The 21,000-nt window shown below is 41.5% G+C and carries 14 protein-coding genes; 5 read left to right on the top strand and 9 right to left on the bottom strand.

What is annotated here, in order from left to right:
* Positions 1-67: 67 nt before the first annotated feature.
* Entirely contained in the window at positions 68-4,516 is a 4,449-nt protein-coding gene (gltB, locus tag TPSD3_RS05335) for a glutamate synthase large subunit (protein ID WP_086487553.1), read from the bottom strand.
* A 471-nt stretch (positions 4,517-4,987) separates the two neighbouring features.
* On the opposite strand from gltB, the gene TPSD3_RS05325 reads away from it, so the two are divergent.
* On the top strand, positions 4,988-5,974 hold the full coding sequence (locus TPSD3_RS05325) for an AAA family ATPase (RefSeq protein WP_086487551.1): 987 nt from the start codon (positions 4,988-4,990) through the stop codon (positions 5,972-5,974).
* Positions 5,971-6,963 (top strand): DUF4435 domain-containing protein, encoded by a 993-nt coding sequence (locus TPSD3_RS05320; protein ID WP_176329744.1) that lies wholly within the window; start codon positions 5,971-5,973, stop codon positions 6,961-6,963. The genes TPSD3_RS05325 and TPSD3_RS05320 overlap by 4 nt, the downstream gene beginning before the upstream one ends.
* 102 nt (positions 6,964-7,065) lie before the next feature.
* Here TPSD3_RS05320 and TPSD3_RS05315 read toward each other — a convergent pair whose 3' ends face one another.
* Positions 7,066-8,247: a pyridoxal phosphate-dependent aminotransferase gene (locus TPSD3_RS05315; protein WP_086487549.1), complete on the bottom strand. Its 1,182-nt coding sequence runs from the start codon at positions 8,245-8,247 to the stop codon at positions 7,066-7,068.
* Between the two features lie 297 nt (positions 8,248-8,544).
* Between TPSD3_RS05315 and rpsT the strand changes: the two genes are divergently transcribed.
* Positions 8,545-8,838: a 30S ribosomal protein S20 gene (gene rpsT, locus TPSD3_RS05310; RefSeq protein WP_086487548.1), complete on the top strand. Its 294-nt coding sequence runs from the start codon at positions 8,545-8,547 to the stop codon at positions 8,836-8,838.
* Positions 8,839-8,910: 72 nt separating this feature from the next.
* Here the strand turns inward: rpsT and hypD are convergent, their stop codons facing one another.
* The 3 genes from hypD to coaD form a co-directional block, all read right to left on the bottom strand.
* The gene (gene hypD / locus TPSD3_RS05305) at positions 8,911-10,056 is read right to left on the bottom strand and encodes a hydrogenase formation protein HypD (RefSeq protein WP_086487547.1); all 1,146 of its coding nucleotides are present in this window, start codon (positions 10,054-10,056) and stop codon (positions 8,911-8,913) included.
* A 62-nt stretch (positions 10,057-10,118) separates the two neighbouring features.
* Positions 10,119-12,167, bottom strand: coding sequence for a YgiQ family radical SAM protein (locus TPSD3_RS05300; RefSeq protein WP_217884423.1), 2,049 nt, complete (start codon positions 12,165-12,167; stop codon positions 10,119-10,121).
* A gap of 75 nt (positions 12,168-12,242) precedes the next feature.
* Positions 12,243-12,734 (bottom strand): pantetheine-phosphate adenylyltransferase, encoded by a 492-nt coding sequence (coaD, locus tag TPSD3_RS05295; RefSeq protein WP_086487545.1) that lies wholly within the window; start codon positions 12,732-12,734, stop codon positions 12,243-12,245.
* A 122-nt stretch (positions 12,735-12,856) separates the two neighbouring features.
* Here coaD and TPSD3_RS05290 point away from each other — a divergent pair, with 122 nt between their 5' ends.
* Together TPSD3_RS05290 and coq7 are read left to right on the top strand one after the other, a co-directional pair.
* Entirely contained in the window at positions 12,857-17,095 is a 4,239-nt protein-coding gene (locus TPSD3_RS05290; protein ID WP_086487544.1) for a response regulator, read from the top strand.
* A 24-nt stretch (positions 17,096-17,119) separates the two neighbouring features.
* The gene (gene coq7 / locus TPSD3_RS05285) at positions 17,120-17,761 is read left to right on the top strand and encodes a 2-polyprenyl-3-methyl-6-methoxy-1,4-benzoquinone monooxygenase (protein WP_086487543.1); all 642 of its coding nucleotides are present in this window, start codon (positions 17,120-17,122) and stop codon (positions 17,759-17,761) included.
* 298 nt (positions 17,762-18,059) lie between these two features.
* On the opposite strand, the gene TPSD3_RS17895 is transcribed toward coq7, so the two are convergent.
* The 4 genes from TPSD3_RS17895 to TPSD3_RS05270 are packed head-to-tail and all read right to left on the bottom strand — an operon-like array spanning position 18,060 to position 20,946.
* Positions 18,060-18,881 (bottom strand): DUF2326 domain-containing protein, encoded by an 822-nt coding sequence (locus TPSD3_RS17895; protein WP_245391529.1) that lies wholly within the window; start codon positions 18,879-18,881, stop codon positions 18,060-18,062.
* Positions 18,878-19,852, bottom strand: a complete 975-nt coding sequence (locus TPSD3_RS17890; protein WP_245391528.1) for a hypothetical protein — start codon at positions 19,850-19,852, stop codon at positions 18,878-18,880. Before TPSD3_RS17890 ends, TPSD3_RS17895 begins: the two co-directional genes overlap by 4 nt.
* Positions 19,839-20,087 (bottom strand): ABC-three component system middle component 8, encoded by a 249-nt coding sequence (locus TPSD3_RS05275; protein WP_086487542.1) that lies wholly within the window; start codon positions 20,085-20,087, stop codon positions 19,839-19,841. Before TPSD3_RS05275 ends, TPSD3_RS17890 begins: the two co-directional genes overlap by 14 nt.
* The gene (locus tag TPSD3_RS05270) at positions 20,071-20,946 is read right to left on the bottom strand and encodes an ABC-three component system protein (protein ID WP_245391527.1); all 876 of its coding nucleotides are present in this window, start codon (positions 20,944-20,946) and stop codon (positions 20,071-20,073) included. Before TPSD3_RS05270 ends, TPSD3_RS05275 begins: the two co-directional genes overlap by 17 nt.
* Between the last annotated feature and the right edge of the window lie 54 nt (positions 20,947-21,000).

Here is a 21,000-nt window from a genome sequence, read left to right as displayed (position 1 = left end):
TAATTGTAACAATTTCATAGACATTATGCGTCGCCATTGTCCGTGATAATAATATATTCAGCCGAATTTAGGCCGCTTGGTTGACAATATTGTCTAACAATGCGCCCACATCGGCCGCTTTGGGTTTGACCAGCCAGAATTTGCCAATGTAATCACCGAAGTTGTCTAACAAATGTTGTCCCCATTGACTGCCGGTCGCGGCGACAAAATCTTCTATCATGCCGCGTAAATGATGACTGTGGGCTTGCATGTATTCTGTGGACAAGCGATGAATGTCGATCAATTCGTGATTGTATTTATCGACAAAACTGCGATCTACATCCAACACAAACGCAAATCCACCGGTCATGCCCGCGCCAAAATTCAATCCGGTATTGCCTAATACCGTGATGATGCCGCCTGTCATGTATTCGCAACCGTGATCGCCTACGCCTTCAACGACGGCACACGCGCCCGAATTTCGTACGCCAAAGCGTTCTCCTGCAATGCCGGCCGCGTACAGCGTGCCACCGGTCGCACCGTATAAACAAGTGTTACCGATGATGGCCGTTTTTTGGCTGTCAAAACGAGAATTAGCGGGCGGCCGAATCACAATCCGTCCTCCGGCCATGCCTTTGCCGACATAATCGTTGGCATCGCCGGTGAGATCAATATGTAATCCGCCAGCATTCCACACGCCTAAACTTTGCCCGGCCGTACCGGTCAAGCGTAAAGTGAGCGGAGAAGCGGCCATGCCCATATTGCCGTAACGTTTGGCGATTTCGCCTGACAACCGTGCGCCAATCGAACGATGAATATTGCGCACCGTGTAAGCATATTCGCCGCCGGTTTTATTCTCAATGGCGGGCAGAATATCGCGCACCATTTGTTCAGCCAATTCACCGCGATCAAAAGGCGCATTAGAAGGATGCAAACAGAATTGGGGCTGTTCTTGCGCCACACCGGCATCGCTGAGTAAAGGCGTTAAATCTAAACGACGTTGTTTGGCCGTTTCGCCTTCTGCGGGACGCAATAAATCAGTACGGCCGATCAATTCATTCATCGAACGCACGCCCAATTGTGCCAATAATTCTCGTACTTCTTGTGCGACAAAGGTAAAATAATGAATCACCATTTCAGGCAAACCAATAAAATGCTCTCGACGTAACACTTTATTTTGCGTAGCCACGCCGGTCGCGCAATTGTTCAAGTGACAAATACGCAAATATTTACAGCCTAAGGCGATCATCGGTGCCGTACCAAAACCGAAACTTTCCGCGCCTAAAATCGCAGCTTTAATCACATCTAAACCGGTTTTTAAACCGCCATCGGTTTGAATGCGCACTTTATCGCGCAGATTGTTGGCGCGGAGAATTTGATGCGTTTCCGCTAAACCCAATTCCCACGGGCTGCCCGCATATTTCACTGAAGTGATCGGACTGGCTCCCGTTCCGCCGTCGTAGCCGGCAATGGTAATCAAATCCGCATAGGCTTTGGCTACGCCGGCCGCAATCGTTCCGACACCGGCTTCAGCCACCAATTTAACGGAGACTAAGGCTTGCGGATTAACTTGTTTTAAATCAAAAATTAATTGTGCCAAGTCTTCAATCGAGTAAATATCATGGTGCGGCGGCGGAGAAATCAAAGTGACTCCCGGCACGGAATAACGTAAACGAGCGATCAATTCATTGACTTTACCACCGGGTAATTGTCCGCCTTCGCCGGGTTTCGCGCCTTGGGCGACCTTGATTTGTAAAACTTCGGCATTGACTAAGTAATGCGGAGTCACACCGAAACGTCCGGACGCGACTTGTTTAATCTTCGACATCCGTTCTGTGCCGTAGCGAGCGGGGTCTTCTCCGCCTTCGCCCGAATTGGAACGGCCGCCTAAGCGATTCATGGCAATGGCTAAGGCTTCATGTGCTTCTGGCGATAACGCACCCAATGACATGGCCGCACCATCAAATCGTTTCACAATCTCACTTACTGGCTCTACTTGATCCAGTGAAATAGGCGTAACGTCTTGATTTAAGATTAATAAATCACGTAAATTAGTTGGCGGACGGTGATTCACCAAATCGGCAAACACTTTATATTGCTGATAATTGCCTTCTTTCACGGCCGATTGCAGCGCATGAACCACATCTGGATTGTAAGCGTGGTATTCGCCATGGTGCATGTATTTGAGTAAGCCACCGGTTTCGATGGTTTTGCGCGGATTCCAAGCACGTTGACTGAGTAGCCGTTGATCCTGATCTAATTCCTCAAAATGAGTGCCACCGATACGGCAGGTTGTCCCGACAAAACAACGATTAACCACGTCCCGATGCAGCCCGACCGCTTCAAATAATTGCGCGCCGCGATAGCTGGTAATGGTGGAAATGCCCATTTTAGAAATAATCTTGTATAAACCTTTATTAATACCATGACGGTAATTCACTAAGGCTTTAACCGTGTCAATCTCTTGAATTTCACCGGCTTTAATCATGTCCAGCACGCATTCAAAAGCCAAGTAAGGATAAATCGCCGTCGCACCGTAACCGATTAACACCGCAAAATGATGGGGATCGCGGGCTGTCGCGGTTTCGATCAATAAATTGGCATCGCAACGCAAACCTTTATGAATCAAATGATGATGCACCGCGCCCGTGGCCAATAACGCATGAACCGGCAAGCGATCTTTAGCCATATTCCGATCCGATAACACCAACATCACCGCGCCTTCGGTCACTGCTTTTTCGGCTTCTTGACATAATTCGTCAATGCGCTGTTGCAGATTGTGCGACGAATCGTAAGTCAAATCTAACACACAGTGGCGATAAGCATGGAGTAATCGTTGATATTTATTCGGCGAAAGCACAGGAGAAGAGATTTCAATGCGTTTGGCATTTTCTTCTGCTTCGACAAACATATTGCATTCTTCACCAAAACAAGTCCGCAATGACATGACAATTTTTTCGCGTAAAGGATCAATCGGGGGATTGGTCACTTGGGCGAATTGTTGGCGAAAATAGTCGTAAAGTGAGCGGGTTTGTTTCGATAAAACCGCAAAAGGCGTGTCATCGCCCATTGATCCAGTCGCTTCTTGACTGCTCTCCGCTAACACGCGCAACACTTGATCGCGCTCTTCAAAAGTCACTTGGAATTGCTTTTGAAAAATCGAGAGTTCTTCTGGAGTCAAGGCGTTATGAATGGGCGCGTTGCCGGTCAAATCGTCTTCTAAACGCTGGGCGTGTTTGCGCATCCATTGTTGATAAGGGTGGCGATTTTTCAGTAATTCATCAATATCGTGCGACAATAACAATTGTCCGGTTTGGGTATCGACCGCGATCATTTCGCCGGGTTTCAGGCGACCTTTGGCGATAACGCTTTCTGGTGCGTAATCATACACGCCCACTTCGGAAGCCAGCGTAATATGTCGATCATCCGTCACCACATAGCGCGCTGGACGCAGCCCATTGCGATCCAACACACAAGCCGCATAACGCCCATCCGTTAAAACAATCCCGGCGGGGCCATCCCATGGCTCCATGTGCATGGAGTTGTATTCATAAAAGGCGCGTAATTTGGGATCGAGATTGTCCACATTTTGCCATGCGGGTGGAATCAGTAAACGCATGGCGCGGAAAATATCCATTCCGCCCGCTAACAGGGCTTCCAACATATTATCCAACGACATCGAATCCGAGCCGCTCATAGACACCAATGGCCGCACCGCTTCCATATCGGGAATCAACGGCGTTTGGAATTTGTAGCCGCGGGCTTGCGCCCAATGACGATTGCCTTGCACGGTGTTAATTTCGCCATTGTGTGCGAGATAGCGGAAAGGCTGCGCCAATCGCCATTCTGGCCATGTATTCGTAGAAAAACGTTGGTGATAAACACACAAAGACGATTCAAAACGAGGATCATGTAAGTCAGAATAGAACACGGGCAAAAGATCGGGCATCACCAGACCTTTATAAGAAATAACCCGCGTCGATAGGCTGGGAATGTAGAAAACGGGATCATTTTGTTGTGCGGCAACGGCTTTTTCCGTTTGGCGACGCGCAATATAAAGCAAACGTTCAAATGCGTCTTCACTCATGCCATCGGGCGCGTTGACGAGAATTTGAGCGATAATGGGTAACGTTTTCAGGGCTTCTTCGCCACACGCGCTGGGATCGGTGGGAACATCGCGCCAACCCGCTACGTGGAGACCGTTTTGTATTAAAAAGTGATTTAATTGTTCACGGGCGAAATCAGCGCGGGCTAAATCGGGATGTAAAAACACCATGCCCACACCGTAAATTGCGCTGAGTTGGATACTGTGTTGTTGGGCGATGTGTTGTAAAAACAGGTCAGGTTTGCGGAGCAGTAAACCGCAGCCGTCGCCTGTTTTCCCGTCGGCAGCGATGGCTCCGCGGTGGGTGAGGTGCGTCAAGGACGCGATAGCGGTTTGCACCAACCAATGGCTGGGTTTGCCATCCATTTGGGCGATAAGTCCGAAGCCACAACTGTCTTTTTCAAATTCGGGTTGGTAGAGTCCTGTGGGCATAAAATCTGTCACCGAGGGTTAATGGTAAAGAAGGGGTGAAGCGGTTAATTCATCTTTAAGGGGTTGCAGTGTCGAGGCATGGGCAAGGCGTATGCCGTTTGGGCGTTTTGGTTATTCAATTCGGGTCATTATGCGACACAGCGTATTTTTCGAGGACGCTGTGGTGATTTGGGTCTGCGATGGGTTTTCGGCGTTGTTACGGGCGATGTCGGTTTAAACGTTGTGGGTTTTAACGACATTTTTCGAGGCGAAACTAAACGAGGATTATAATAGGAAGTGGGACGTTTGTCACGAGGGTTGTTTTTTTGGGGTGTAGTTTGTTATCCGTAACATCTCCGAAGAACTCAAGAATTACGTCTGCTGAGAATTTAGAATAAAAAATAACACAGTAATGGCTTGACACGGTTTGAATGAACAGTTGATAATTTGCTTTACGCTCATTTAATTTTACAAAAGGACAATATTATTACTATGACTAATTTAATTATTAAAAAAGTTGAAATCTACGGGCTTTGGGGACGTTATGACATTGAGTGGAATTTACAGGCTGATGTGAATATTTTATCTGGAATTAATGGCAGTGGAAAAAGTACAATACTTGATTTGATTCATAATGCTTTTGATTTTAGTAAAATGCAGATTTATAGAGAGAAAAAATCATTATTGTATTCTATCAGAGCAAAAATGGAAGAAAGAGATGGATATAGAGAAACATCACTATTTGCCCATGTTAATGAGATAAAACTATCATTTAGTGATGATACGATTATTATTTATGGTAATAATAAATCTAATCTTTCTTCAAAAGATATATCATTACAATATTTGAAATTTTCAAAAATTAAAAAAAATTTAATCCGTACCTTCGATACGAGACTAAAGCCTATTGAAGCCGTACAAAAGCTCTCTGATGATCGAGTTAAAACAGAATTAGATTGGCACATCCATCAATTACAAATAAAATATATGGATTACCAGTTGAATCTGAGTAGAAAAAAAGAAAAACTGCTTAAATCAGAACAAGAGCATTCTTCTTATGATGATGTTGCTGAAAAATTTCAAAAAATTACTTTTTCACAAGAGAAATTTTTAGGGATTATCGATACGCTATTTTCAGAAACGAACAAGAAAGTGAATCGGGATAAAAATCAGCTTGAATTTTTATTAGGTGATAAAGAGATTAATGCTTACGAATTGTCATCAGGAGAAAAGCAGCTTTTAATTATTTTATTGACTGTATTGGTGCAAGATAACCAGCCTTCTCTTTTGTTAATGGATGAACCTGAAATATCTTTGCATATTGATTGGCAGGAAAATCTTATTAATTATATTCGTGGATTAAATCCTAATGTCCAATTAATTCTTGCGACGCATTCCCCTGGTCTTATTATGAAAGGGTGGGGAGATCGAGTCTTTGAACTTAGTCATTTAACAGTTAAAGATAGGTCAATATCTTGATTCGATTAGCAGATTTTCAGGAAAAGCGTAACGAATTATCTCCCACACGATCAAAAATATTGGTTTTTGTGGAAAGTTATGCTGATGTTCGTTTTTGGTACGGTATTCTTGAGCCTTATCAAAAACAAGCACAAATTCGCTTCGATATTTCACCTCATTCAGGGGATAATTTGACCACAGGAAAAGATAGTCTTATCAAATTATTTTCTAATACAGGAAAGAACTATCTTATTTGCCTAGATAGTGATTATGATTATATTCTGCAATCAGAATGTGGTAAAGAAATTGCCCAAAATCCATATATTTTTCAAACTTATGCGTATGCGATAGAAAATTTAAAATGTTATGCAGAAAGTTTAAACTCTCTTTGCGTCAAAGCCACAAACAGTACAAAACAACTTGTTGATTTGTGTGATTTTCTAACAGAATATTCTAAAATAATATACCCATTATTGGTTTTAAATCTTTACTGTAAGCACATAGGTAAATCCGCCGATTTTTCAATAGGGGAATTTGGAAAAATCGTAACTTTTGGCGATATAATTCCTAACAAATATGAGATAAATCACGGTAATTACAAAGAGAAACTCAAGATAATTCAAGAATCAGTTTCTCAAAAAATACAAACATTCAATCATAATAACTTGTTCCCTGACGATGAATTTTTAAAAGGACTTAGTGAATTAGGTTTAAATGAGACAAATGCTTATTTGTTTATGAAGGGTCATCATCTTTATAAGTTTATAGAAAAATTTTTAGTCAATATATCTAAAGAATTAGAAGCTAAAGAGAAAAGTGAAATAGAAGAATTAGCAAATAATTCAATCAAGCCTGAAGAAGAAAAAACAAGCAAAATAGGAGAGTATTTTAATTCGAGAGTTTCCATTACAGAGCTTTTAAAAGTTAATGATAAATTCACTGATTGCGATTTATTTAAAAAGATAGAAGAAGACATTAGGAAGTATTTAACTCTCAAACAGATTTTTTAAAATCTTAAAAAAAATCAATAAGCTGACCCAAACACACACGGGGACTAAAGCCCCGTGTTTGGGATTTAAGGCGTTATAGACGCGGTGAGAAGGGAGGACTAACTACGCCAAGGCGGTTTGTAAACGTTGCATGGCTTTTTGTAAATTTTCCATACTGGTGGCGAAAGATATACGTCCATAGCCCGGCGCACCAAACGCCGACCCCGGCACCAACGCCACACCCGCTTTCTCAATCAAATACTCCGCTAAAGCCAAATCATCCTTCATCCCCATGCGTGCAATGACCCCTTCAAAACTGGGAAAAATATAAAACGTTCCCTGACACGGTGAACATCTCACACCATCAATCTTTAACAACTCACTTAACACAAAATCATGACGCTCTTTAAACACCTTAACCATATCGGCAATAAAAGATTGATCACCATTCAGTGCGGCTTCAGCGGCATATTGTGCGATAGAAGTGGGATTAGAGGTACTTTGGGACTGAATATTTCCCATTGCTTTTATTAACGGCTCAGGGCCTGCCGCGTAACCAATGCGCCATCCTGTCATGGCATACGCTTTAGATACACCATTTAACACAATAGTACGCTCGTACAATTCTGGTGTGAAATTCAAAATGTTTTTAAACGGCATTCCCTCCCACAAAATATGTTCGTACATATCATCCGTCGCCACCAAAACATGAGGATAATTTAACAACATCTTACCCAAAGCCGCTAATTCTTCATTCGTGTAATGAACGCCAGTGGGATTAGAAGGACTATTTAACACGAATAAACGCGTTTTATCCGTAATAGCAGCGGCGATTTGTTCGGGAGTTAATTTAAAATTCTGCTCAATCCCCGCACTCACAATCACCGGCACCGCCCCCGCTAACAAGCACATATCAGGATAAGAAACCCAATAAGGCGCAGGAATAATCACTTCATCACCGGGATTTAACAGGGCTTGAGCTAAATTATAAAAACTGTGCTTACCGCCAACAGAGACCAGAATTTGTTTTGCGGTATAAGTCAGTTGATTTTCGCGGGCGAATTTCTCAACAATGGCTTTTTTTAAAGAAGGCGTGCCTTCGACGGCGGTATACTTGGTTAAACCGCGATTCAAGGCAGCGATAGCGGCTTCTTTGATATGTTGGGGAGTATCGAAATCGGGTTCACCTGCGCCCAAGCCGATGATGTCATGCCCTGCGGCGCGCATTTCAGCGGCACGATTGGTCACAGCCAGCGTTGGAGAGGGTTTGATCGTTTGTACACGATCCGAAAGTTGTACCGTCACGTATGTATTCCTTCGAGTGATTGTAAATAACTAAGGGTTGGATAACCGCCATTAAAAACCTGCTCCTATCAATGTCTGATCAATATGAGCAAGTGATTCACTATACCAGAATGACGTGATTGATAGAATCGTTCAGAATATGCGCCAGCCATCCTCCATTTAAACCCTACCCAATCCCTCAAAAAGAAACAATACACTAAAATTTTCTTGACAAATTGAAAAAAAACCAGCATATTTAAGGATTAAATCGTTTATCCCTAATGATTTTTGATTCTTACCTTAGCAGGAGTTTCCATTTTGGCCAATTCACCCCAAGCCGCAAAACGTGCGCGTCAATCCGAAAAACGTCGTCAACAAAACGCCAGCCAACGCTCCATGTTGCGCACTTACATCAAAAAAGTGGTTAAAGCCATCGAAACCGGCAACACCGAAGAAGCCAAAGCGGCTTATCAAGTGGCTGTGCCTGTGATTGATCGAATGGCAGATAAAGGCTTGATTCATAAGAATAAAGCGGCGCGCCATAAAAGCCGTCTTAACCATCACATCTTCAAATTATCCCAAAACACAGCCACAACGACTGCCGCGGTGTAATTCGGTTATTGCTGTTGCCGCCCTAGCGATTCAGCGACGCGGCAAAAACGATATTCAGCCTGTTTTAGCCCATTATTCGCGGCCAATAGACAATTCTGGTGTTATTTCCGCAGGTTGCGCCGTAGGCGCAGTGGATCGAATTCCCACACTCCACCAAATACGGCACGCGCCCTCGTCGGAAACCATACACGGCCCAACCGGAGAACGGGGGGTGCAAGCCGTACCATACAAACGGCAACCATCGGGATAAATTTGTCCCAACACCACCCGCGCACAATCACATCCCGCTGGCATTTCTCCCGCCCGTTTGCGGTTGGAAGCGTTTGTCGCACAATCGGGAAAACGCCAGCGCGCATCATAACGCGCCTCGCGTAAACTAAAACCCGAATCCGCAATAATCCCAATCCCACGCCACATCGCTGCGGTCACAGTAAAGACGTGATGTAGATGAGTGTGTGCGGTTTTGTTGCCGTGTGCGCTGACCAATTCAGGATAGCAGTTGTCCAAAAACAGCCGACCTTCCACATGTTGGCGTAGCACCGAATATAACGCAGCCAATAAACTCACCGGCGTAAACCCCGCCACCGCCGCCGGTAAACCATATTTTTCAACAATAAACGTCCATTCTTCTGCACCCATAACGGTGGCGACATGTCCGGGCGCAATAACACCGTCGAATGTGGCTTGTCCGGTACGCAGCAGCATATCCACCGCCGGCCACGTCAAACGCCCTGATAATAAAATAGATAAATTCTCCGGAATTCCTTGCACCAACAAAGCCGCTACCGGTGCCATCGTGGTTTCAAATCCTGCGGCAAAAAAAACCACCGCTTGATCGGGATGGTGTTGTGCGATATGTAGGGCTTCCAAAGGCGAAGCGATAGGGCGAATATCCGCACCGGCGGCTTTTGCCTGTTGTAAGGAGCGAATTTCTCCTTTAGCCACATTCACCGGCACGCGCAACATATCCCCAAATGCCACCAAAATCACCGATTCATGCAAAGCCAATTGAATCGCCATATAAATATCTTCTTCAGGACAAATACACACCGGACAACCCGGCCCGGGTATTAATTCAATCGCCTCAGGTAAAGCGGAACGTAAACCAGCGGTGGTAATGGCACGTTCATGTCCGCCGCACACATTAATGACTTTTATTTTTTCGGGCAGAGGTAATTCTCGTATTTTCTTTAACCAATCATTGGCAGTGAGTGACATGATGAAATACCGTCCGTTTTGCGGGTAAGGTCAATTGGAAATTCTGATTCTGACAAAAAATATTATCGCGTTCGTTTTCTTTTTATGGGAATGGCATGAGTGTGTTGTGTTTTAAATAAACGGGTTTTTTGAGCGGGAATTATTGGAGTTTTAGGTTCAGTTTTAGATGGGGGTTGATAAGCGGGAATTAAATGGTGCTTACCCGAACCAATTAAATCAGCGCGTCCCATTTTCTTTAAAGCCTCGCGTAATAACGGCCAATTTTCAGGATCGTGGTAACGCAAAAACGCCTTGTGTAAACGTCGAGCGCGTAGTCCTTTTGCAGTGTGTACGCGCTCACTGTTGCGTCGTACTGCTTGCAATGGATTGTAACCTGTATGATACATGGTGGTTGCCAAAGCCATAGGCGATGGCAAAAACGCCTGCACTTGATCGGCACGGAATTGATTGCGTTTTAGCCACAAAGCTAAATTCAACATGTCCTCGTCGCTGGTGCCGGGATGCGCCGCAATAAAATAAGGGATTAAGTACTGCTCTTTTCCTGCCGCTTTAGAATACTGATCGAATAAAATTTTAAAACGATCATAAGCCGCCATGCCCGGCTTCATCATTTTGCTTAATGGGGCTGATTCTGTATGCTCAGGCGCGATTTTTAAATAACCGCCGACGTGATGTGTCACCAATTCCTTGACGTAATCTGGCGACTCTACCGCCAAATCGTAGCGCAAACCCGACGCAACCAGTACCTTTTTTATACCGGGTAAAGCCCGCGCTCGTCGGTATAAACGGATTAAAGGCGCGTGATCGGTGTTTAAATTCTTACAAATACTGGGATAAACGCAGGATAAACGCCGACAATGGGCTTCAATCTCTCGACTTTTGCAGTGTAAACGGTACATATTCGCCGTTGGGCCGCCCAAATCGGAAATAATCCCCGTAAAACCCGGTACTTGATCCCGAATCGTCTCAATTTCCTGCACAATCGAATCTTCAGAACGATTTTGAATAATACGTCCTTCGTGTTCTGTAATCGAACAAAAACTACAACCACCAAAACATCCCCGCATAATTGTAATCGAAAAACGGATCATTTCATAAGCAGGAATTGATTGCCCTTGATAAAATGGATGCGGTTGACGGGTATAAGGTAATTCGTATAAACGATCCATTTCTGGCGTAGTCAGTGGCCACGGCGGCGGATTTACCCACAACCATTGCTTGCCGTGCGCTTGGGTTAAAACCCGCGCATTGTGTGGATTCGATTCCAAATGCAGTAAACGAGAAGCATGAGCGTACCAAATCGGATCGCTGCGCACTTGATCAAAAGACGGCAATTCGATATACGTTTTTTCTTTATTTAGCACAGAACGTGGAACAAGATTAATTTTTTGTTTTTCATTTTGAGATTGAACGGTGCTATTTTCACTCGGACTCATGGCGTAAGGATTCACAGGCGGATTCAGGGGACCTGGTTGATCCAATTGAGAAGAAGCGATGCTTGTCCAGTCTTCGGGCAACTGTTGACGTACAAAAACCGTTCCGCGTAAATCCGTAATCTGCTCAATCGGCTCGCGGCGCGCCAAACGATGTGCCAAAGCCACTAAAGCCCGCTCGGCATTCCCATAAAGTAGAATATCGGCATGGGCATCAAGTAATATTGAACGACGAATTTTGTCTGACCAATAATCATAATGAGCAATACGACGCAAACTCGCCTCAATTCCCCCTAAAACAATCGGCACCTCAGGATAAGCCTCACGACACCGGTGGCTATACACTAATACGCTGCGGTCGGGGCGTTTTCCTGCGATTCCATTGGGCGTGTAAGCATCATCGCTGCGCACTTTACGATCAGCCGTGTAGCGATTCACCATTGAATCCATATTACCAGATGTAATCCCAAAAAATAAATTCGGTTGACCCAATGCCATAAAATCACTTGTATCTTGCCACTGTGGTTGTGCGATAATGCCCACACGAAACCCTTGCGCTTCCAGTAAACGCCCAATAATCGCCATGCCAAAACTGGGATGATCCACGTAAGCATCCCCAGTGACAATAATCACATCGCAACTGTCCCAGCCCAATTCGTCCATTTCCGCTCGACTCATGGGTAACACAGGTGCAGTGCCAAAACGCTGCGCCCAATAAGGGCGATAGGAAAAAATATCAGGCGTTGACAAGGCTTATCTCCGTGTTTTTTTGCACTTTTCCGACAAAGCAGACAGCACTTGAGGGTGAACAAAATCCTTAATCGGCCCACCTAGAAAAGCAATTTCACGTACCAAACTAGAAGAGATATAGGTATATTGAGTCGCTGGAGTCAGGAAAATCGTTTCAATGGAAGGAATAAGAGTACGATTCATGCCTGCCAATTGAAATTCGTATTCAAAATCAGATACGACACGTAATCCGCGTACAATCACATTGGCTTGGCATTGGGTGGCAAATTCGGCCAGTAAGCCGTCGAAACCACGCACCTCAACCGCTTCTAAATCAGCCAAGACCGTCTGTGCCAAACCAACACGCTCCTCAAGGCTGAAAATCGGTGCCTTAGCAGGATTGGCAGCGACAGCGACAATCACGTGGTCAAATAAAACCGCAGCGCGCCGCGCAATGTCGCTGTGACCATGAGTAATGGGATCGAAGGTACCGGGATATATTGCCGTAATTCGCATAATGGGTAAATTCTAAGGTAAAAGGTAAAAGATGAATCATTGCGCACGCTAGTGTAGCATAGCTTAAAGAGACCGCAACAAAATGTTGCAGCGCAGTAATTTTAATACAGGGAGATTGTCCAGTGAGAATTCATTTTAATCAATTAAAAATGAGCAGTAAATTTATGTTGGTTAGCAGTGTATTAATTGCGACCGTCGTATTAAGTATTTCTTTCTTTGTGAATAAGAAAATTGAGCAATTAACCGAAGAAAAAGTCAATGCCTTTACCCAAAAATTAGCCGTTTCTTATGCCTCTGTGATAGATTCTAAATTAGAAGATGCGCTTGGTAATTCTGAATTATTGACACAAATGTTTGCTTTATTTGCTGAAAATAGACACCTGAATTTTACCAGAGAAGATGCCAATATTTTTCTAAAAGAATTTATTGAAACACATCCTGAATATACGGGAGTCGCAGTTGTATTTGAACCCAATGCGTTTGATGGTCGAGATGCGGAATATGTCAATGCAATTGGTCACGATGCGACGGGACGTTTTGTCCCTTATTGGACATTGGATTCACAGAAAAATGGAATGCTAGAACCCACCACAGGTTATAACACTGAAAGTTGGTATCTTTATCCTAAACGTTCATTACAACCTGAGATTATAGAACCTTATGAATATAATGTGCAAAATAAACCTGTTTTGATGACTTCTTTGGTCGTGCCTATTTTGGGTAAAAATAAGCAATTTTTAGGTGTTGCTTGTATTAATTTATCGATAAAACAATTTGCTAATTATTTTGAAAAGATTAGTATTGATGGTTTTGAAGAGGCTTATGTGGCGGTTTATTCACGGACGGGTATTTTAGTGGGAACAAGTCGTGAGGATGCGACCCATCGTTTAGGTAAAACATTACAAGAAGTGGGCGTGGAACAGCGTTATATTGATACTGTTATGCAGCATCGAGAATTTTTCTTAGAACGTTATTCTGTTTTGCTCCAAGAAATGATTTTAACTTTTGGTTATCCTATTGAAATAGGAAATAATTATTCTAAATGGATGGTGGCTGTCAATATTCCTACGGCAGATATTGTGCATCAATCTCGTGTGGCTTTTTTCACGATTATGTTAATTGGTGTTCTGGGTGTGGCTTTAGCCTTGGTCTCTATTTACTTATTAACGCGACGCATTTTAAAACCATTGCGCCAAGTGAATGAGCATTTATATTTATTAAGTCAAGGACAACCTAATTTATGCCAAGATATTGCTTATATTGGTAAGGATGAAGTTGCGGAATTGGTGAATTATGCCCATCAACTTAAATACAGTATTTTAGACACCATTCATCAAGCCAAAGCCATCGCCAGTGGCGATTATAATAATGAGATTAAATTGCTCTCTGAAAAAGATGAGTTTGGTTTGGCTTTATCCAATATGTTATTAAATTTACGCGAAGCGGTAAAATTAACTCAAGAACAAGATTGGTTAAAAACGGGACAAACTGAATTAAGTAATAAAGTCAGTGGTGAGCAAAATATTGTCACATTGGCGGAGAATATTGTGAATTATCTTGTTCCCTATTTAGGGGCGCAAGTGGGTGCGATTTATTTGCTTTATGATGAGGAAACGGATCAGCCTTATTTAAAAATGGTGGCCAGCCACGCTTATGTGTGGCGCAAACATGCCAAACATGAGTTTAGTATTGGGGAAGGTTTAATTGGCCAAGCGGCATTGGAACGCAAAACCTTTGTGATTGCACAGCCGCCAGAGGATTATTTATATGTGCAAACGGGTTTAGGTGGCAGTGCGCCAAAACATATTGTGGTGACTCCTTTTTTATATGAAGGCAATTTAAAAGGGGTGTTGGAAATAGCGACATTAAGCGGCTTTACTTCGCTGCAATTAGAATTCTTAAATCAAGTCAGTAATAGCATTGCCATTGCGGTGCATTCAGCGACTTCTCGCACTTTGATGGCCGCGCTATTAGAACAAACGCAATTGCAAGCGCGAGAAATGGAGCAGCAAACGGAGTTATTACAACGCCAACAATCCGAATTGCAACAAGCCAATGAAGAGTTGCAAAGTCAATCAGAAGAATTGCAAACGCAACAAGAAGAATTGCGACAAGCCAATGAAGAATTGCAATCCCGTACAATTGAATTAGAACGCCAACGTTTAGCCGTTCAAGATAAGAATAAAGTGTTAGAATCGGCACGAATTGCCATTGAAAGTAAAGCCAAAGAATTGGAATTGGCCAGCCGTTATAAATCTGAATTTTTGGCCAATATGTCGCATGAATTGCGCACGCCATTAAACAGTTTATTAATTCTCGCGCAATTGTTAGTACGCAATGCAGAGGGGAATTTAACGGAGAAACAATTGGAATATGCCAAAACCATTCACAGCGCAGGGGCAGATTTACTGACGCTGATTAATGAAATTTTGGATTTATCCAAGGTGGAAGCAGGGCGAATTGAGATTAATCGAGAACCTTGTCCTATTCAAGAATTATTGGCTTCTGTGGAGCAGAAATTTCACCATTTGGCAGAGGAAAAGCATCTGTCATTTAAAATTATCCGCGAGGCTAATGTGCCTGATGTGATTCATACCGATGGGCAGCGGTTAAAACAGATTATTAATAATCTATTATCCAATGCGTTTAAATTTACTGAACAAGGGCAAGTGACTTTAACTTTGGCGCGTCCCAGTGCGGCGTTTTTGAGAGAAAAACAATATAATCCGTCTAATGATTATTTAATGATCAGTGTCAATGATACGGGTATTGGCGTGCCTAAAGACAAGCAAGCGATTATTTTCGAGGCGTTTCAACAAGCCGATGGCACCACCAGTCGCCGTTATGGTGGCACGGGATTGGGTTTGGCGATTTCTCGACAATTGGCGCGGTTATTGGGGGGCGATTTATTCTTAACCAGTGAAGTGAATGTGGGCAGCACGTTTATTTTATTATTCTCTCTTAATTTAAATAATAATGGTAAAAAATCAACCTTTTTACCTGAGCAATCTATTTTAAATCAAACCTTGAATGATTTAAATCAAATTTCTGATTCCACCTCTTCGCCCCATACCAAATTAAATAAGGATAAAGAAACGGCTCCTGTCTATTCTGCTGCGCCTAAAGAAACGGTAGCATCCAGTGATAAATTACATGATGATCGAGATATTTTACATCACAATGATAAAACTTTATTGGTGATGGAAGATGATCGTACTTTTGCCAATATGTTGGTTGAATTGGCGCATGAGAAAGGTTTTAAATGTATCCGTGCGGAAGACGGCAATACTGGATTAGAATTGGTGCATCGTTATAAACCTGATGCGATTATTTTAGATGTGGGTTTGCCGCGAATTGATGGCTTAACGGTATTGGAAAAATTAAAAGATAATTCGGATACGCGACATATTCCTGTACACTTTATTTCAGGCTCAGATCAAGCCCGTAATGCCAAGCGAATGGGCGCAATGGGTTATTTATTAAAACCTGTGAATATGGGCGAATTAACGCAGGCATTTGAAAAATTATCAGAAGTGATTGAACAAGTGATTAAACACTTGTTATTAATCGTTGACAATGCCCAACATCAAGAAGCAATGTTTAAAGTGATTGCAGATAAAGATGTGGAATGCACAATATGCCACACGGTCAGCGAAGGCATTGCGCAATTAAAACAACCGCACGTTCAATTTGATGCCATTGTTTTAGATGTGGATGTAGAAAATGCGCAAGGATTGGCTTTATTATCGCAATTAGTTAAAGAGGAAGAATGGGCAAAAATTCCTGTTATTCTTTATGCTAATCGTACTTTAACTGAAGATGAAGAACAAACCTTAAAACGTTTTGAAGACAGCTTAACGGTAAAATCGGTGGCTTCTCCCGAACGATTATTAGATGAAGCGACGTTATTCATGCACCAAATCGCCAATACTTTATCAGAAGAAAAGCAACAAATGTTGCGTATGGTGCATGATAAAGAAGCCATTTTAGCGCATAAAAAAGTGCTATTGGTGGATGATGATATGCGCAATACTTTTGCCTTAATGACGGTATTAGAAGACAAGGATATGGAGGTCAGTATTGCCAATAATGGAATTGAGGCGTTAGCGATTTTAAAGCAGAAAAAGAATATTGATCTTATTCTCATGGATATTATGATGCCAGAAATGGACGGTTATGAAACCATGCAGGCGATTCGCAAACAAGCTGAATTTCGTAAATTACCCATTATCGCCCTCACAGCCAAAGCCATGAAAGATGATAAGGTAAAATGTATTGAAGCGGGCGCAAATGATTATCTAACTAAACCTGTTGATATTGATAAATTATTATCGTTAATGCGGGTTTGGCTGTACAAATAATTTTCTCAATAATGGAGAGATAATATGCAACGTAAATACAGTCCTTTAGACGATTTAATTATCAATTTTGATCAAGCCGTGCGCACGGTATTTGGAGAGCCACTTAGCACTGGCCGTGCCGATCCCAGTCAAAACCTAATGGATGGCGAAATGGACGCGGCTGAAAAACAATTATCTGCCCGTTTAATGCGCATTAATCACGCAGGCGAAGTGGCCGCACAAGCCTTGTATCAAGGGCAGGCGTTGACGGCGCGCAGCGTGCAGGTTCAAGAAAATATGAAACGTTCTGCACTGGAAGAACATGATCATTTGCGTTGGTGTCAGCAGCGCGTGACAGATTTGGGCAGTCACGTGAGTTTTCTCAATCCTGTGTGGTATTTAGGATCATTTACTATTGGTAGCGTGGCGGGAATGGTGGGAGATAAATGGAGTTTAGGTTTTGTTGCAGAGACGGAACGCCAAGTGGTCGCGCACATTAATGATCATTTATCCCGTCTTCCTGAACCCGATCAAAAAAGTCGCGCTATTTTAGAACAAATGCGTCAAGACGAAGCCCATCACGCCACGGTTGCCGTTAAACACGGCGGCGTTCCTCTGCCCAAACCGATTCCTTGGTTAATGCAGCAAATGTCAAAAGTAATGACGCGGACGGCGTATTGGGTTTGATTTCGTTGCCATTCAATTTTCTTTTCTGAATGTTGTCAGAATCAGAATTTACAGACACAAGAATTTTCAAAATTGACTCTTGCAAGTCGTTTATTTTCAATCGGTTTTTTATTCTTTAATTCTGAAAATTCTAAAATTCTGTAAATTCTGATTCTGACAGAAAAATTTTATAAATGGCTTAATTTTGGTATAGGAGGGGGAAGAGAACAGGTTATTATCCCGTTAGTTTTAACAACAAAATTTTGTGGTGAATTTATCTCGTTATCTCGCCATGCGGGAATTGGGTGTGTAACGTGAGTTACCATTCTCTCATTTTAAAAATCCTGCCCTGTTGATTTTCATCATGCAATAACAAAATTATTTCATCTCCATCAAATACGGGACAATCCTTATTATTCCGTATGGGAAGATCAGAATCAATTAATGTAATGATATGCTGAATTCCAAAATCAGTATATCGTCTAATTACATTGAGCAAGTTTTCTTTTTTACGATTATCTAAAGTTTCAAACACACCATCATGATAAACAAAGCGTGGAAATTTTTTATCATGATGCGCTCTAATAATAGCTAAATCAAACGCCATACAAAGTAACTTCTTGTAAGTATGCCCCTTGTCCGCACTGGTAGAATTGCCTGAATCATCAAGAATTTCAGCTTTAAACTCAAGATGTCCCTCTTTGTTTGGCGAAACAGTCAGCAATGCTTTTCTATCAATAACTTCCTCAACGATTTCACTAAAGAATCTTCTAATTAAGGAAAAAAGACTGGTTGAATCTGAATTCTGTTGCTCTACATCTTGTTCTATCTTAGATTGTAAATGCCCTTTCTCTTCACTCAATAACCTAATTTCAGAGCGTAATTCTTGTAGGCGATGTAAAAAATCGAGTTGTCGTTCAAGTGAGGTTATATCCGCTTTTAAGGTAACTAACTCATCGGTAACTTGTTTGTATTTATCAAAGACATTTGTATCGCTCAAAAAAGATAAAATATCCGAACGCTGTTTACCTAAACGATCTAGTTCATCATTAATACGCTTTAATTCGGTTTCTATTTCGTCCTTTTCTTCCAAGAGATACGCACGTCTTTCATCAGTAATCGCTTTATTAAAAGCAATCAATTGTTGAAAGTCTTTCTTAATTTGTCCTTGAAAAAAACACCTGCTTCTTCAAATAATTTTGAAGCAGCATCTGGGTTAAATAATATTTGTACCTCCTTTAAAGAGGAGAAAATTTTCTTTTTGTTTTGATTGAGCGAGTATCTCTGCATATTAAGCAAAGCAATGTCTTCATCGATTTCATTAACCAATTGTATTGTTTTATCTTGGTCATCCATACGAAAATCAAAAGCATCCAGCAAGGATTGTTTTTTTTCAACCTCCTCTTTTTTTAACTGGAGAGTGCCTGTAATTTTACTAATATCTGAAATTGAGCCATCAAGCTCTTTACTTATGATTTTAGCTTCTTTTTTCTTATCTTCAAATGCCTGCTCTTTTTCATAGTGTTGTTTAATCACAACCCCGTTAAAACCCAATATATTGGCTAACTGAGGTTTCCAATCAACATGTTTGACAAACTTAGCCAATTTAAAGACATCTTGGTAATCGTTTTGTAATCGTAAAAAATAACCCAAACTTTGACGAAAATTCCAAGGTTTTAGTGCATCTAAATCAAGCAGACCATCTAATAGGTTTTTTGCCCGATCAAATGGCACATTAAAATGATCCCATTGTGAATCTGAAAGTAAAGAAAAATCTTGCTGACCTTCGGATGATTTTTTAAAACTAATCTTTGTAGCTTCTTTGACGCTTCGTTGTATGGTTATAAAAGAACCATCTAATAATTCAATTTCAAGAAAAAAAATGAATTCCTTAAAAATATCAGAATGCTTGAATAAAAAAAACCCCTTATCTCGACCAGATAAAAGACAGAAATCCAGTAATCTACCCAGTGTTGTTTTTCCTAGATTATGGGTATCCTTATTTTTATTCTCTGGTAGCCGAATTTCAGCCATGACAACATTTAGACCCGCAATAAAATTAACGGGTTCAAAAATATCAGGCTTATTGGCATACAATTTAGAGAGTTTCATTTTTTCCTATATATTCCACTGCGTCGGTTTTAGGGCGATAGTCAATTAAGCCCATAATGAAAAGAAAATTTAATGCAGGTAAAAATAAAACATCTCCACCATTAACTGATTCTTTTGCATAATTTAGCAGAGCAGAATAATTTTCTACTCGTTGTTTTTTAAGATATTCTAACAATAAAAATGAAACATAAATCACTGTTTTATCAGGATGTGAATGTTTAGTCGGTCTCAGCATCGCTCTTTTCTCCAATATCGCAGTTCCAATACATATAAAAAAGCACGGTTCTAGTTAATTTTTGGTTCTTTTTTAAGACAGGATCGCGGTTAAAAAGCAAATCAGTAAGATAATTCATCACGTCATCAAAAAGTTGGTAATCTCTGCGTTTAGCAATGATTTTAAAATTAAACTCGTCAATAACGGTTTCATATTTCTGAGTATATTCAATATTTTCTGGTGCAGACAAAAAATTTCTAATCTGCTCTGTTTCCTTTAAATACTTTTTTCGTAGAGCTGTAGCATATTCATCACTCATATTATTGAGCCTATTTTTCTCCTCATAAGAAATACGTGGTGTCGGAGGGTGTTCAATATATTCTCGAACTATATTTGTATTTCTTGCTAACGCTTCAACAATTTCGGCTAAATCATCAGGACTAACAATTAGTGGTGAGTTTATTGGATCAAGATTTGCGCGTTTAGGGACATCTGGAAAAGTTTTCAAATAACTCTCTAATTGCTCTACACCGCAAAGATAAATAGACTCCTCTGGAATCCCGCACTTTGTAGAGATATGTGTGCGAATTTCGCTCTCCGCAATAGCACTTAATTTCCTATTAGAAAATAACATATAGTGATCTAGTTGTTTATTGTCCTTTAGATTTTTAATTTTGGGAATTTCTTTTGCAATGATGTTGCTTTTGCTTTCAACACTAAAAAAATCAGATTCCAAAAAATTTCTGTTATGTCCGTTGGTATGTTTGGCTTGTATGATAACTGTTCCCTGCCAAGGAGCGGATTTACTAGGGAAAATTTCCGCTGTACCTACGAATTTAGCATCTCGCCCACCATCTTTTCCTTTAGAAAAGCCTTGCACAGATATTCCAAGCAACTGTTGGCATAAAAATACTATACCAAAAAGATAGGGTTC

Source organism: Thioflexithrix psekupsensis (assembly GCF_002149925.1).
GTDB lineage: Bacteria > Pseudomonadota > Gammaproteobacteria > Beggiatoales > Beggiatoaceae > Thioflexithrix > Thioflexithrix psekupsensis.
This window is presented reverse-complemented; position numbering and strand designations above follow the sequence as displayed.